This is a genomic window from Actinoalloteichus spitiensis RMV-1378, assembly GCF_000239155.1.
Taxonomy (GTDB): domain Bacteria; phylum Actinomycetota; class Actinomycetes; order Mycobacteriales; family Pseudonocardiaceae; genus Actinoalloteichus_B; species Actinoalloteichus_B spitiensis.
This window is the reverse complement of sequence record NZ_AGVX02000296.1, coordinates 1-13,587: the sequence shown is the minus strand read 5'-3', so window position 1 is coordinate 13,587 and position 13,587 is coordinate 1. Positions and strand designations below refer to the sequence as shown.

Below are 13,587 nucleotides of genomic sequence, written 5' to 3'. Positions count from 1 at the left end.
GCGGCGGTGCGGCCGGGTCGGATGTCGTCGTCCCGCCGCCGACCGGGCGGTCACGGTGGTCCCGCGTTCCCGGCGAGTGGAGTCGCGGATCGGTCATGTCGGTGCTCCCGGTGGTGGGTGGGCGGTCGCACGAGGAGCGAGCCCCCACGGCCGGCGGTGCGCGAGCCGCTCGGGTCGGTGCTCTCGGCTTACTGACTGGTGACCGGGCGGAGTGTCACCTGTAAGTGGGATCTTACATGTGTTCCGCCGGCTGCTCGTTGCCCGTCAATCGAATGTGTGTTCGAATGCTCGCCGTGCGATGGGACGGACAGCGCGCGGACGGCGCGGCGGCGGGGGACGCCGTGCTGCCCGGCATGGAACAGCCGCTACGGCTCCACGGGTTCCTCCGGGAGACCACGACCCCGGAGTTCGCTGGCATCACCTTCTACGAGGTGATGGCCAGGAGCGTCCTCAACCGGGTTCCGGGCGGGTCGATGCCCTTCGGCTGGACGGTCAACCCCTACCGGGGGTGCACCCACGCCTGCGTCTACTGCTTCGCCCGGCGCACCCACACCTACCTCGACCTCGACGCCGGCCGCGACTTCGACACCCGGGTCATCGTCAAGGTCAACGCGGGCGAGGTGCTCCGCAGGGAACTGTCCAAGCCGGGCTGGACGGGTGAGCACGTGGCGATGGGCACCAACACCGACCCGTACCAGCGGGCGGAGGGCCGCTACCGCTTGATGCGCGACGTCCTGGGCGCGTTGGCCGACGCGGCCAACCCCTTCTCCGTCCTCACCAAGGGCACCCTGCTCCTGCGGGACCTCGACCTCCTCGAGCGCGCCGCCCGCCGCACCTCCGTCTCGGTGTCGATGTCGGTGGGGCACCTCGACGAGCGGCTGTGGCGTTCGGTGGAGCCGGGCACCCCCTCCCCCCGCGCACGGCTGGACGCCGTGCGCCGGCTGACCGACGCGGGGGTGGGGTGCGGTGTGCTGATGGCCCCGATCCTCCCCGGCCTGGGAGATTCGGCGGAACGGATCGACCGCGCCGTGGCCGCGATCGCCGCCGCCGGTGCGACGAGCGTGACGCCGGTGGTGCTCCACCTCCGCCCGGGAGCGCGGGAGTGGTACCTGGCGTGGCTGGCCCGGGAGCACCCGTCCCTGGTCGAGCGGTACGAGCGGCTGTACCGGGACGGCGCGTACGCCCCGAAGGCCTACCAGCGTGTCGTCACCGAACGGGTCCGGCTGGCGGCGAGCCGGCACGGCCTGCTCCGGGAACGGCCTGGGGATCACCGGAGGGCCCGGCCGGCGACCCAGGCGAGCCGGTCCCAGCGGGAGCACGCCACCCAGCTCACGCTCCTCTGAGCACGGGGCTGGGGCCGCCTCCCGCCGTGGCGCCCGGCACCCCCGGGGCTGGGAGGCGGTGGACGAGCCCGGCGCCGGGTTCCTGGCGCGGTGGGGAGTGCCGGGGGTTGGCGGCCGCCGTCACCCGCCCGGAGTGTTCCCCGGGCCGGTTCGGCGACCCACCGGAGCGGCGGGTCGCCGGAACCGGTCCGAACTTGCTTCACTTCCGGCGTCCGCGACCCCGCCGGAGGGACACCCCATGCGCAGCTCCGCCGCTCCGAGCCGTCGCCCGCGCCTCGACTCCGCCGGGGCCGGCACCGTCCTGCCTCGTGCTCGAGGTGGTGCGCCCACCCGGGGAGGACGGGCCGGCCGCGCCACGCGGCGGATCGCGGCCGGCGCGCTCGCGCTGCTCCTCGCGTTCGCCGCGTCGCCGGCGCCCGGCCAGCCGCCGGCCGCCGCCTCCCCCACCGGGGCGACCGCCGCGTCCGCCCCCGAGCAGCGGAACGCGGGCGACCGCCTGTACGTGGGCTCGGCGAAGCCCGACGCCGTGCTGGTCGTCGACCCGGGCACCGGGGACGTCGTGCGCACGGTGCCGGTCGACGCCCCGCCGACCGACCTGGCGGCTGCCCCGGACGGCGGCCGGGTGTACGCGCTGGCGCGCGCCGGCGCGCAGGCCGTCGTGACCGTGATCGACACCGCCGACGGTGGTGTGGTGGCCACCTTCCCCGCCCGCGACCGGGACGCCTTCTACCTCGACGTCACCTCCGACGGCACGTTGTTGGTCCTCAAGGCCGTCGCCGGGGACACCCTGACCGTGCTGGACGCGGAGACGGGCGAGCTCCACGGCACGGTCGACCTCGGCGTGCGCACCCTGCGGCCGGTGAGCGCGGACGACGGGCGGACCCTGTTGCCCTCCGCCGTCGCACCCGAGGTCCTGGTCGTCGACGCGGCCGAGCTGTCGGTGGAGACCGCGCGGCTGCCCTCGGCGGCGGCGCTGCTCCGCCCCACGGGCGGGCGGATCCTCCTGCTCGACCAGGGTGACCAGCGGCTGCTCCGCGAACTCGACGCGCGCACCTTCGAGGTGCTCGGGGAGGCGCGGACCGAGGTCGCGCACGGCGGCGCCGTCGTCTCGGCGGGGCCGGACGAGCCGGTCTACGCGGTGCGCCTCGACGAGGACGCCGTGTCCGCCATCGACCGGGAGACCGGTGCGACCTCCGTCGTCCCGGTCGGAGCGGGGCCCACCGCGCTGGCCGTCTCGGGGGACGGGCGGCGGGTGTTCGCGCTCAACGCGCGGGAGGGCAGCGTCTCCGTGATCGACACGGCGGTGGGCGAGGTCAGCACGACCCTCGACCTGCCGGCCGAACACACCCCGGTGATGACCCACCTGGTGCGTTCCGGAACCCGGTGAGCACCTCCCGCCCGGCCGGCGTGCCGTCCTGGTGGTGGGGCGCGAGGTCATGTCCGGAGGCATCCGGGGCGCCCAGGCCCCGTCCGGGGACGACACCCGGGCCCCGGGCGCGGGACGTTCGTGGCCACCCGGTCACCGCACCTCGGCGGGCAGCACCGCGTCGCGCTCGGGGTTCAGCCATCCGCTCGGGGCGAAGCGCAGCGTCGAGGGGAGTGGAACCGTGACGGACCGGGTCACCTCGAACGTCCACGCCAGCAGGTGGAAGTTCCTCGGCGAACGGAACTTGTCCCGCGTGTACTGGTCCTCGTACCAGTCGTCGACGGTGAGGGTCCGGCCCTGGTCCCGGAAGAAGGCGCCCAACTGGTCGAAGCCGTCGTCGACCGAGGACACGACGAAGCGCGGGGAGACGCTGCCGACCCGGACCAACCGGCGTAAGGCCCGGCGCCGGGAGGGACCGCCGTCGCACACGTAGTACTCGAAGCCGGCCGTCATCACCGACACCGGTGAGCGGCTCAGGGCCTGCCCCGCCGGCCACAGGTGCCAGCCGCTGTCCTCGGTGAACGGTTGCGGTGGTTGCCACCAGCCGTGTCTGCGGATCCAGACTCTCGCGCTGCTGTCCTCGGTCACGTCGGACTCCTCCAAAGGGTCGGTAACGCCTGTTCATCGGAGCAAGCTGTGACGGTGTTGCAACTAGTCGTAACGGACGACGCCGCCGCGGCGCGATCGGGCGATCGGCCCCTCGCTCGGGGGCGGAACGCTTCGGCCGGATCAGGCGGGGCCGGGTGGTCCGCGGTCCGGCGCCGGCGCGGGGCCGGGCGGTTCGCGGTCGTCGGGCCGGTGGGCCGGGAAACCTGCTCGACAGCGGTGTGCGGTGATTGGCTAGCCTCTTGAGGTCACCCTGGCGTACCTGGCTGGCGACCCAGCCTACGCACATCTCTCGACAAGGAGACCCGAACTCGTGTTGCGCACGCATGAGGCCGGCGCCCTGCGCGCCGAGCATGTAGGCCAGACCATCACCCTCGCCGGGTGGGTGGCGCGCCGTCGCGATCACGGGGGAGTGATCTTCATCGACCTGCGGGACGCCTCCGGCGTCGCCCAGGTGGTCTTCCGCGAGGGCGAGATGGCTGAGCGGGCCCACCGGTTGCGTTCCGAGTTCTGCCTGCGGGTCACCGGCGAGGTCGTCATCCGCCCGGAGGGCAACGAGAACCCCGAGATCCCCACGGGCGAGATCGAGGTCACGGTCACCGAGCTGGAGGTGCTCTCCGAGTCGGCCGCGCTGCCCTTCCCGCTCGACGAGCACGTGGAGGCGGGTGAGGAGGTTCGCCTGCGGTACCGCTACCTGGACCTGCGGCGTTCCGGTCCCGCCCGCGCGCTGCGGCTGCGCAGCGAGGCCAACCGCGTCGCCCGTGCGGTGCTGGACGAGCGGCGGTTCGTGGAGGTCGAGACCCCGACCCTCACCCGGTCGACGCCGGAGGGCGCCCGCGACTTCCTCGTCCCGGCCCGCCTCCAGCCCGGCTCCTGGTACGCGTTGCCGCAGTCGCCGCAGCTGTTCAAGCAGCTGCTCATGGTGGGCGGGGTGGAGCGGTACTACCAGATCGCCCGCTGCTACCGGGACGAGGACTTCCGGGCCGACCGGCAGCCGGAGTTCACCCAGCTCGACATCGAGATGAGCTTCGTCGAGCAGGAGGACGTGATCGAGCTCGGTGAGCGGATCGTCTCCGCGTTGTGGTCCGAGCTGGCCGGCCACGAGATCACCACCCCGATCCCGAGGATCACGTACCACGAGGCGATGTCGCGGTACGGGACGGACAAGCCGGACCTGCGGTTCGGTCTCGAACTGACCGAGATGACCGAGTACTTCTCGGAGACGACCTTCCGGGTCTTCCAGGCGCCCTACGTCGGGGCGGTCGTCATGCCCGGTGGCGCGGACCAGCCGCGCCGCCAGCTCGACGCGTGGCAGGACTGGGCGAGGCAGCGCGGCGCCAAGGGGCTGGCCTACGTGCTCGTCGCCGAGGACGGCACGCTGGGGGGCCCGGTCGCCAAGAACCTCTCCGACGGGGAGCGGGAGGGGCTGGCCAAGGCGGTCGGCGCCGCTCCCGGCGACTGCGTCTTCTTCGCCGCCGGTCGGCCCTCCGAGGCCCGGGCCCTGCTGGGGGCGGCCAGGCTGGAGATCGCCCGTCGCACGGGCCTGGTCGACGAGGACGCCTGGTCCTTCGTGTGGGTCACCGACGCGCCGATGTTCGAGTCCGTCGAGGAGACCGACGACGTCGCGGTCGGCTCCGGCCGGTGGACGGCGGTGCACCACGCCTTCACCTCGCCGACCCCGGAGTGGATCGACCGGTTCGACCAGGACCCGGAGCACGCGCTCGCCTACGCCTACGACCTCGTCTGCAACGGCAACGAGATCGGCGGCGGCTCGATCCGTATCCACCAGCGCGAGGTGCAGGAGCGGGTCTTCGAGGTCATGGGGATCGGTCAGGAGGACGCCCGGGAGAAGTTCGGGTTCCTGCTGGACGCCTTCAAGTTCGGCCCCCCGCCGCACGGCGGTATCGCCTTCGGGTGGGACCGCGTCGTCATGCTGCTGGCGGGGGCGGACTCGCTGCGTGACGTCATCGCCTTCCCCAAGTCGGGAGGGGGTTTCGACCCGTTGACGCAGGCTCCGGCGCCCATCACCCTCCAGCAGCGCCGGGAGGCCGGTGTCGACGCGAAGCCGGCCAAGAAGACCGTGGAGGCATGAGGTGGGCGGGGTATCCGGGTACGACACGCCCGGATACCCCGAATTCACCTTGATGTACTACGCAGAGTGGCCAAATGAGGACCCGAACAGCGGTAGGGTCGGAAGAGATGAGTCTGGAGATAGCGGTCGGTCGGCCAACGGCGGTCGACGGCACAACCGACGAAACCACTGGGATGACTTCAACGGTTGCCGCCGCTGAGTCCGCGCTGTCCCGTCGCTTCGGAGCCCCGGTGCGCCTGGGCGACCCGGAGGACCTGGGCGGCAGCGGACGTGCCGTGGTGATCAGGGTCAGGGTGGTCGAGAACCCGTTCTCCCTGCCCCGGTCGCTGGTGATCAAGCACTACCAGGGGCCCGCTCCGGAGGCGGACGCCGATCCCTTCGCCCACGAGGCGGCCAGCTGCCAGTTGCTCACCGCACTGCCCTCCGAGACCTGGGTCGGGCCGGAACTCGTCGGTCAGGACGCCAGTGAGCGGCTGGTCATCCTGGAGGATCTCGGCCGTGCCCCGACGCTGACCGACCGGCTGGAGGGCTCCGACACCCGGGCCGCCGAGACGGCCCTGCTGGCCTGGGCGAGGGGGCTCGGCCGTCTGCACGCCAGCACGGCCGGCCGGGAGGCGGACTTCGACACCCTGGTCCGCCGGCTCGGCGGGCTGGAGCCGGCGCGCCCCGCCGCCGTCGAGGACTCCGAGCGGATGCTCGCCGAGCTGCCGACGTTGCTGGCCGAGACGGTGGGCGTCACCACCCCCGACGCGGTGCTGGCGGAGTTGGGTGAGGAGGTCCGCCTCTTCGCGCGCGGCCGCTACCGGGCCTTCAGCCCGTCGGAGATCTGCCCCGACAACAGCGTCGTCACCAGCTCCGGCGTCCGGTTCCTCGACTTCGAGGGCGGCTGCATGCGCGACATCGCGCTCGACGCGGTCAACCTCAGCGTGCCGTTCGCCTCCTGCTGGTGCGGTTCGGCCATCCCCGGTCGCATGTCCCAGGCCATGCTCGCGGCGTGGCGTTCCGAGGTCAGCGCCGTGTGGCCCGAGCTGGACGACGACGCCGTGCTGATGCCGTGGCTGCTCCGGGCCCAGCTGCTGTGGGCCTGGCTGACCACCTGGAAGCTGCTGGGCATCGCCCACGAGCGGAGCGCGGACATCCCCGCCGCCAACGACCACGGCGACCCGATCCTGCGGTACCTCACCCTGCTCACGCAGTGGGAGCGCCTGGCCGGGGAGGAGCGCCTCAGCCCGGCCATGCGGGAGCACGCCGAGCAGGTCGCGGAGGGCATCCGCGGGCACTTCGGCCTCCAGACCCAGCGCTTGCCCACCTACCCGGCCTTCCGCTGAGCGGGGGCTGGTCGGCGGGCCGGCCGGACCGGGCCGCCGGGTAGCGTCGTCGCCGTGGCAGACGGACTCTTCGACGAGGGCCTGTTCGAGGCGCAGGTCCAGCAGGACGCCGACGAGGCGGTCGCGGCGAACGCGCCCCTCCCCGTGCGGATGCGACCCCGCACGCTGGACGAGGTGGTGGGCCAGGACCACCTCCTGCACCCGGGCGCGCCGCTGCGGCGGTTGGTCGAGGGCGGGGCCTCCGCCTCGGTGGTGCTGTACGGGCCGCCCGGCACCGGCAAGACCACCCTCGCCTCCCTGGTGTCGCTCGCCACCGGCCGGCGGTTCGTCGCGCTCTCCGCGCTCTCGGCCGGGGTGAAGGAGGTGCGCGCGGTCATCGAGGAGGCGCGGCGTCGCCTGGGCCGGCGGTCCGAGCGGACGGTGCTGTTCATCGACGAGGTCCACCGCTTCTCCCGCACCCAGCAGGACGCGTTGTTGGGGGCGGTGGAGGACCGGATCATCCTGCTCGTCGCGGCGACCACCGAGAACCCGTTCTTCTCCGTGGTCGCGCCGCTGCTGTCCCGGTCGCTGGTCCTCCAGCTGCGGCCGCTGGACGACGAGGCGGTCCGCGCGCTCGTCCGGCGGGCGCTGGTCGAGGAACGGGGGCTGGGGGGACGGCTCGACCTCGCCGCCGACGCCGAGGAGCACCTGGTCCGGCTCGCCGGGGGCGACGCCAGGCGGGCGCTCACCGCCCTGGAAGCGGCGGCCGAGGCCAGCGGTTCGGTCGGGGAGACCACCATCACCCTCGACACGGTCGAGGACACCGTGAACCGAGCGGCGGTCCGCTACGACCGGCAGGGCGACCAGCACTACGACGTGACCAGCGCCTTCATCAAGTCCATCCGGGGATCGGACGTCGACGCCGCGCTGCACTACCTGGCCAGGATGGTCGCGGCAGGGGAGGACCCGCGCTTCATCGCGCGGCGGTTGGTCGTGCACGCCAGCGAGGACATCGGCCTCGCCGACCCGACGGCCCTCACCGCCGCCGTGTCGGCCGCCCAGGCCGTGCAGCTCATCGGGATGCCGGAGGCGCGGCTCGCGTTGGCGCAGGCCACGATCCACCTGGCGACCGCCCCGAAGTCGAACGCGGTCATCACGGCGATCGACGCGGCGGTGGCCGACGTGAACCGGGGGGCGGTGGGCGCGGTGCCGCCGCACCTGCGGGACGGGCACTACGCGGGCGCCGCCCGGCTCGGGCACGCCGAGCGGTACCGGTACCCCCACGACGTGCCCGAGGGCGTGCTTCCCCAGCAGTACCCGCCGGACCAGCTCGTCGGCCGCGATTACTACCAGCCGGTCGCCCGGGGGGCGGAGCGGGCGCTCGCCGACCGGGTACCCCGGTTGCGGCGGGTGGTGCGGGGTGACGACGCGAGCGGGGACGGCGCCGGCCGGGACGGTCAGTGACCGGTGCGCGTCCGCGGTGGGCTGGGGCGGGCCAGGCCCTCGCGGGCGCGACGTGGTGCTGGTGGGCCCCGGCGGCGCCCTCGGTCGCGTCCGCGATCCCGGGCGTGTCCGTTGCTGATCACCGCGCGTGACGCGATCCGGTAAATACCGGGTGGTGCCGCCGAATTTGTCGCTTGGTCGTGAGAAGTACCGGATGTGGCAGGGGAAATCCTGACCGGGAGTGCGGAACTTCTTGCTCGAATTGGTGAATTTCGACCGAGGTCTCACACCTTGTGGTCTAGGCGCTGGCATGGGCGCTGCCAGTCAAGTAAGAAGTACGTGCTGGCGATCAAGCCGTGCGTCGGCCCGACCAGTGCGGGATCGTCCCCGGCCAGGGTGGGGCGATTCGAGGTCGCGGTGGTCAGCGGCGACACGGTGACCACCGGACCAGGCGGGCCGACGGTGGCCCGGCGCACGACAACCGCCCATGGCGGTTCGTGGCCACCAGTGGGAACCAGAGGACACGCCACAGCCGAGAAGCCCGCGGTGGTCCGGCCGGGAATCGGCACGGTCGGGAATCGCGCGGACCTTTCCCGGTGGTCGGGTGTGATCGTGCTTAGGGAGGGAAACGCGTATGGGCTGGCTGTTCAGCCAGATATTCCTGTGGTGCCTGGTTTCTTTCGCGCTCGGAGTGGTCGCGGTCACGTTGTTCGTGCTCCGTCCGATGCGGCGGCGGCGGGCGAGCGGGGCGGTGGCGGCCGGCGACGCCGAGGACACCACGGCGGAGGACCGGGCCCCTCTCGACCACCTGCTCGCCGACGGCGAGCAGGACGGGCCTCCCGCGACGGACTCCGAGGGCCCGGCGGAGGTGTCGGAGCGGGAGGAGCGCGACGCGGAGGCGTTGCGGGACGTGCCCGTCTCCGTGATCGTCGTCGCCGACCAGGAGGAGTCGTCGACGGACCGGGCCGAGGAGGAGCCGGCCGAGGCGGTGAGCCGCGCCGGGAGCACATCCGACCGGCGGGACGGCACCTCTTCCGCCGGCGGCTCGGACGAGGGTGCCGGCGGACCGGAGGTCACCAGCGGGAAGACGGCCGTGCCCAGCGCGCGGACCGATCCCGACCGGAACGGCGGGCCCACCACCAACGGGAGCCGAGCGCACGCACCCGGGGCGGCGGGCGGCGCGGCCGGCACCGAACTCGCGACTCCGGAACGGGAGGACACGCCCTCCGCCGGGCCCTACCCGAACTCGGTGCTCGCCGAGGCCGACGCCACCAGCCACCCGGAGGGCTACCCGGTGAAGGCCAAGAAGCGGTCCATGACCTACCACACCGAGGACTCGCCCTACTACCGCCGGACCAAGGCCGACATCTGGTTCCGCTCGGCCGACGACGCCGAGCGGGCCGGTTTCGCCGCCTGGCGCGCTCGGCGTCGGGTGACCACCTCGGCCTGAGCACCGCGAGGACGCCCACCGGGTCGACAGTCGTGGCCCGGTGGGCGTCCGTCGGGGCCGCGGGCGGCCTACCAACCGTCCGGGGGCGGGAGCGACGGCACGTCGTGCAGGGGGCTGGGAACCGTCCCCCTCGGCTGGATCGCGTGCCGGTAGGAGAGTTCGGCGTACCCCGTCTGCACGAGGCGGTCGCCGTTGAGCGGGTACCGGGGGAACTCCCGCACCGTCAGGGACCCGGCCTCGATCCGGTCGGCGAGATCCGGGAACCGCCGCCGGTAGGCGTCGATCTCGCCGCGCACCCGCCCCCAGAACCGGGTTCGTTCCAGGCCGTGCCGCTCCTCCAACAGGACCGCCAGCGGGCGGAGGACACCGACCAGCAGGGCGTCCACCAGGTACTGGCGCAGCACGGGCCACGGTTTCCTGGGGAGCACCCTGTCGTGGGAGTCGGGTTCGGGGCCCCGTTCGGGGACCGGGTCGAGCGACACGTTCACGTCGTCGATGAGGTCCTTGAGCACCGCCCCGGTCGGCAGCCCTCGCCGGTCCGTCCTGATCAGCACGTTCTCCCCGTGGGGGTTCACGGTGATCCCGTAGCGGTAGAGCAGGTGGAGCAGCGGGCGCAGCAGCACGCGCAGCAACGCGGCCACCCAGGCGTCCGCGTCGTGGTCGCCGGCCTCCAGGTACGCGCCCACCAGGTCGCCGCCGTGGGGGTCGACGTGCAGGACGGCGGCGAGGGGCCAACAGCCCTGCTCGGGGTCGAGCAGCGGGTCCACCGGTTCTCGCCAGAGGCAGCCCAGTGTCTCCAGCCAGGTGTAGGGGACCTCGCCGGCCGCGCTCAGCCGAGGGTGCCGCACCGTCACCGAGGCCACCTCGCCCAGGAGGGCGGCGCCCCACCCGGCGAACCGCTCGTCGGCGGCCCAGAGGCCGCGCAGCCACTGCGTCACGGCCGGGGCGGCGGTCGTGCAGTGCGGCGGGATGCCCCGCCAGACGGCGGTGTTGAGGATGCGCAGCGGCAATTTCACCTGGAGCCGGTCGGGCCGGTCCACGTTGGACATCGTCCGGATCGACTGGGTGGGCAGGTAGCGGTCGGGTGCGGTGCCCAGTTCGACGATCCGCCCGGTGGCCAGCTCCGGTGCCCACAGCGTGCGCACCACGTGGTCGAGCTGCCACGGGTGGACGGGGAACCACACGTAGGAAGCGGGGACGAGGCCGGCGTCGCGGAGCACCGAGGCGAACCGGTCACGGGTGTCCGGGTCGAGCTCGCCGGCGACCACGCCGTCCTCGGAGAGGTCGGGGGTGCCCCGGAACTCGGCGAGTCCCCGCTGGACGGCCAGCCACGGCAGCCGCAGCGGCGTCCTGGCCTCCGGCGCGTAGGCGGCCAGGTCCGAGGCGGCGAAACCGACCCGGCCCTTGTTCGCCACCAGCCAGGGGTGACCGGTGAGGTGGCCCTCCAGCTCGGCGTGGCCGAGGGTGGCGAGTGTCCTCGCGGGCAGCGCCGTGGTCGCCAGCGCCACGTCGGCGGTCAGGGTCGCCGTCAGCTCCGACAGGTAGTTCGCCAGGGTGGCCGGTGGGACTCCGATCGCGGGCGCCGCGTCGAGCAGGAACAGCTGGACGTCTTCGGCTGGTTGGGTGAGCCGGTCGCCGAGGAGGCCGGTGGCCCGCCGGCGGATGCTGTCCGGCGACACCGACCAACCGCCGAAGTCGGTGCGCTCCGCCGAGAAGAGGTAGGTGGCGGTGGGGAGCTCCAGGAGGTGGCCGCCGTCCTCCTGCCGGGCGGGGCGGAGGAGGTCCTCGAAGGACAGCTCTCCGATGAGTTTGGCCAGCAGGGCGCGGGAGGCCTTGGACCAGGCCGCCGCGCGGCGGGCGGTGGGGGTCGGCGGGCACGGGTGCTGGCCGTCCCCGTCCCCGGGGCTGCCGCCCCGCCGTTCATGACCGGTGTCTGGTGGGGGAGCCACCGACGCGCCTGCGGGTTCCTCCGGTGCTGTCGGATCCCCGTGGGCTGCCGGCCGTGTTCCTCGGGCGGGCGGGGTGGAGGGCGCGGCGGGGCCCGAACCGCGTTCGGCGGTGTCGGCGGCCGGGGCCGGCCGGGGTGTTCCGGTGGTCGTCTCCTCCGGGGTGCCTCGTGCCATCTCAGGCACCCCCGTCACGGGTCGGCGCGGCGAAGCGGGTGAACGCGGTGTCGCGTGGTGGTCGGTAGCACTCCCGACCGGTGACGGCGTTGAGGATCGTGGCGTTGCGGACGGCGCCGATCCCGAGGTCGGGCGCGGCCACCCCGTGGCTGTGCAGGTCGGCGTTGGACACGAACACCCGCCCGGTGATGTGGGGGTCGAGTTCGACCGAGTGGTCGAGCCGCACCACCGGCCGACCCGCGTGGTCGGTGTGGACCGCCGGTGCCAACGGGGCGAGGAACTTCGGGTGGCGCTGCCGGTAGCCCGTCGCCGCGACCACCAGGTCCGTCCGGTGCCGGAACTCCCGCCCGGTGTCGGCGTGGTGGCAGGTCAGGACGGCTCCCCCGGCCGGGTCCTCCTCGGCTCCGAGCACGGCCACGCCGCTGCGGAGCTCCACGTCGGAGGCTTCCGGGTGCAGCTGCCGCCGGTAGAGCACGTCGTGCAGCTCCTCCAGGGTGGCCTCCGAGATGCCCTTGTAGTGGCGCCACTGCCCGGCGACGAGCGTGTCCCGCACCGCGCCGTCCAGGCCGTGGAAGTAGCGGACGTAGTCGGGTGTGGTCATCTCCAGCACGAGCTTGCTGTAGTCGAGCGGGGCGAACACGGGTGTCCTGGTCAACCAGCTCAGGGCCGGGGCGTCGGTCCCCCGGCGCAGCAGGTCGAGCGCGATCTCGGCGCCGGACTGCCCGGACCCCACCACGGTGACCCGGCCCGCCCGCTCCACGGACGCCGCCCGGTGCAGGTAGTCACCGCTGTGCACCAGGCGGTCGGCGGGGAGCCCGGCGAGTGCCGGGGGGATCGACGGTTCGGTGCCGATCCCCAGGACCAGGTCTCGGGCCAGCACCGTGGTGGTCGTCCCCGCGGTGTCCCGGACGCCGACCGCGAACCTGCCGGCCCGGGCGTCCCAGGTGACGTTCTCCACCCGGTGGCCGAACCGGACGGCAGGTAACCGTTCCGCCGCCCAGCGGAGGTAGTCCTGGTACTCCAGCCTGGTCGGGTGGAACCGCTCCCGCACGTAGAAGCGGTACAACCGGTCGCGGTCCCGGAGGTAGCGCAGGAAGGACAGCGGGTGGCCGGGGTCGACGAGGGTGACCAGGTCCGCGAGGAAGCTGACCTGGAGCAGCGCGTCGTCGAACATCAGTCCCGGGTGCCAGCTGAGTTCGTCGTGCTCCTCGCAGACGACGAGGTCGAGGTCGTCCACGGTGGAGGCGAGGGCGGCGAGTCCGAGGTTGAACGGACCGCACCCCACCGCCAGCAGGTCGGTGCTGGCCGGCAGCGGAGTGACGGGGCGGGGCGGGGGCGTGCTCACGCGGGGAGGTCTCCTTCGGAGCGGGGGCGCATCATGAGGGCGGCGAGTTTGTCCGGCAGCGTGATCTCGCCGAGGTGGCGGAACCCGGCGGCGAGGAAGCACCGGACCGAGCCGGTGTTGGCGACGGCCGGTTCGGCCACCACCCGGCGGCAGGCGGGCTCCTCGGCCAGCACCGCCGTGGAGAGCGCGACGAGCAGCTCGCGGCCGAGGCCCTGGCCGAGCCGGGCGGGGTCCCCGATCGCCAGGTGGACCCCGACGTCGTGGGGCAGGAACGGGTAGTGGGCGGCCAGGCGGTCGCGGCACACCCGGTAGAGCTCCAGGTAGCCCAGGGGGACGCCGTCCCGGAGTGCCAGGACCGGCCGGGAGTGGGCACCGGCGAGCTGGTCGTCGATCTCCTGGGCCCAGCGGCGGCGGGTCCAGGCCTGCGCCCAGAACGCGGCGACGTGCGGGGT

Annotated in this window: 10 protein-coding genes; 6 read left to right on the top strand and 4 right to left on the bottom strand. The window is 73.6% G+C overall.

The genetic code is table 11. The features are described 5' to 3' along the window. Positions 1-284: 284 nt before the first annotated feature. Together ACTIDRAF_RS0213670 and ACTIDRAF_RS0213665 are read left to right on the top strand one after the other, a co-directional pair. Positions 285-1,343 (top strand): Rv2578c family radical SAM protein, encoded by a 1,059-nt coding sequence (locus tag ACTIDRAF_RS0213670; RefSeq protein WP_016699299.1) that lies wholly within the window; start codon positions 285-287, stop codon positions 1,341-1,343. A gap of 238 nt (positions 1,344-1,581) precedes the next feature. Continuing rightward, positions 1,582-2,730 carry a YncE family protein gene (locus ACTIDRAF_RS0213665; protein ID WP_016699298.1) on the top strand — a complete coding sequence of 383 codons (1,149 nt, stop codon included), beginning with the start codon at positions 1,582-1,584 and terminating at the stop codon, positions 2,728-2,730. Between the two features lie 132 nt (positions 2,731-2,862). On the opposite strand, the gene ACTIDRAF_RS0213660 is transcribed toward ACTIDRAF_RS0213665, so the two are convergent. Beyond that, entirely contained in the window at positions 2,863-3,357 is a 495-nt protein-coding gene (locus ACTIDRAF_RS0213660) for a hypothetical protein (protein WP_016699297.1), read from the bottom strand. Positions 3,358-3,688: 331 nt separating this feature from the next. Between ACTIDRAF_RS0213660 and aspS the strand changes: the two genes are divergently transcribed. From aspS to ACTIDRAF_RS0213635, 4 genes are all read left to right on the top strand, one after another. Beyond that, positions 3,689-5,467 (top strand): aspartate--tRNA ligase, encoded by a 1,779-nt coding sequence (aspS, locus tag ACTIDRAF_RS0213655; RefSeq protein WP_016699296.1) that lies wholly within the window; start codon positions 3,689-3,691, stop codon positions 5,465-5,467. A gap of 173 nt (positions 5,468-5,640) precedes the next feature. Continuing rightward, entirely contained in the window at positions 5,641-6,795 is a 1,155-nt protein-coding gene (locus ACTIDRAF_RS0213650; RefSeq protein WP_083886282.1) for a hypothetical protein, read from the top strand. A gap of 54 nt (positions 6,796-6,849) precedes the next feature. Then, entirely contained in the window at positions 6,850-8,238 is a 1,389-nt protein-coding gene (locus ACTIDRAF_RS0213645; RefSeq protein WP_016699294.1) for a replication-associated recombination protein A, read from the top strand. A 613-nt stretch (positions 8,239-8,851) separates the two neighbouring features. Then, positions 8,852-9,667: a sunset domain-containing protein gene (locus tag ACTIDRAF_RS0213635; RefSeq protein ID WP_026066077.1), complete on the top strand. Its 816-nt coding sequence runs from the start codon at positions 8,852-8,854 to the stop codon at positions 9,665-9,667. A 68-nt stretch (positions 9,668-9,735) separates the two neighbouring features. Here the strand turns inward: ACTIDRAF_RS0213635 and ACTIDRAF_RS0213630 are convergent, their stop codons facing one another. From ACTIDRAF_RS0213630 to ACTIDRAF_RS28780, 3 genes are all read right to left on the bottom strand, one after another. Next, complete coding sequence (locus ACTIDRAF_RS0213630) at positions 9,736-11,790, bottom strand: IucA/IucC family protein (RefSeq protein WP_211215342.1); 2,055 nt, start codon at positions 11,788-11,790, stop codon at positions 9,736-9,738. Position 11,791: 1 nt separating this feature from the next. Beyond that, positions 11,792-13,135 carry a lysine N(6)-hydroxylase/L-ornithine N(5)-oxygenase family protein gene (locus tag ACTIDRAF_RS0213625; protein WP_016699291.1) on the bottom strand — a complete coding sequence of 448 codons (1,344 nt, stop codon included), beginning with the start codon at positions 13,133-13,135 and terminating at the stop codon, positions 11,792-11,794. After that, on the bottom strand, positions 13,132-13,587 hold a 456-nt coding region (locus ACTIDRAF_RS28780; RefSeq protein ID WP_016699290.1), incomplete at its 5' end, for a GNAT family N-acetyltransferase. The genes ACTIDRAF_RS28780 and ACTIDRAF_RS0213625, both read right to left, overlap by 4 nt.

Bases quoted from the DNA above. Each gene is read 5' to 3' on its own strand.
- ACTIDRAF_RS0213635 (WP_026066077.1), top strand. From the start codon at position 8,852: ATGGGCTGGCTGTTCAGCCAGATATTCCTGTGGTGCCTGGTTTCTTTC.
- ACTIDRAF_RS0213650 (WP_083886282.1), top strand. From the start codon at position 5,641: ATGACTTCAACGGTTGCCGCCGCTGAGTCCGCGCTGTCCCGTCGCTTC.
- ACTIDRAF_RS0213630 (WP_211215342.1), bottom strand. From the start codon at position 11,790: ATGGCACGAGGCACCCCGGAGGAGACGACCACCGGAACACCCCGGCCG.
- ACTIDRAF_RS0213670 (WP_016699299.1), top strand. From the start codon at position 285: ATGCTCGCCGTGCGATGGGACGGACAGCGCGCGGACGGCGCGGCGGCG.
- ACTIDRAF_RS0213665 (WP_016699298.1), top strand. From the start codon at position 1,582: ATGCGCAGCTCCGCCGCTCCGAGCCGTCGCCCGCGCCTCGACTCCGCC.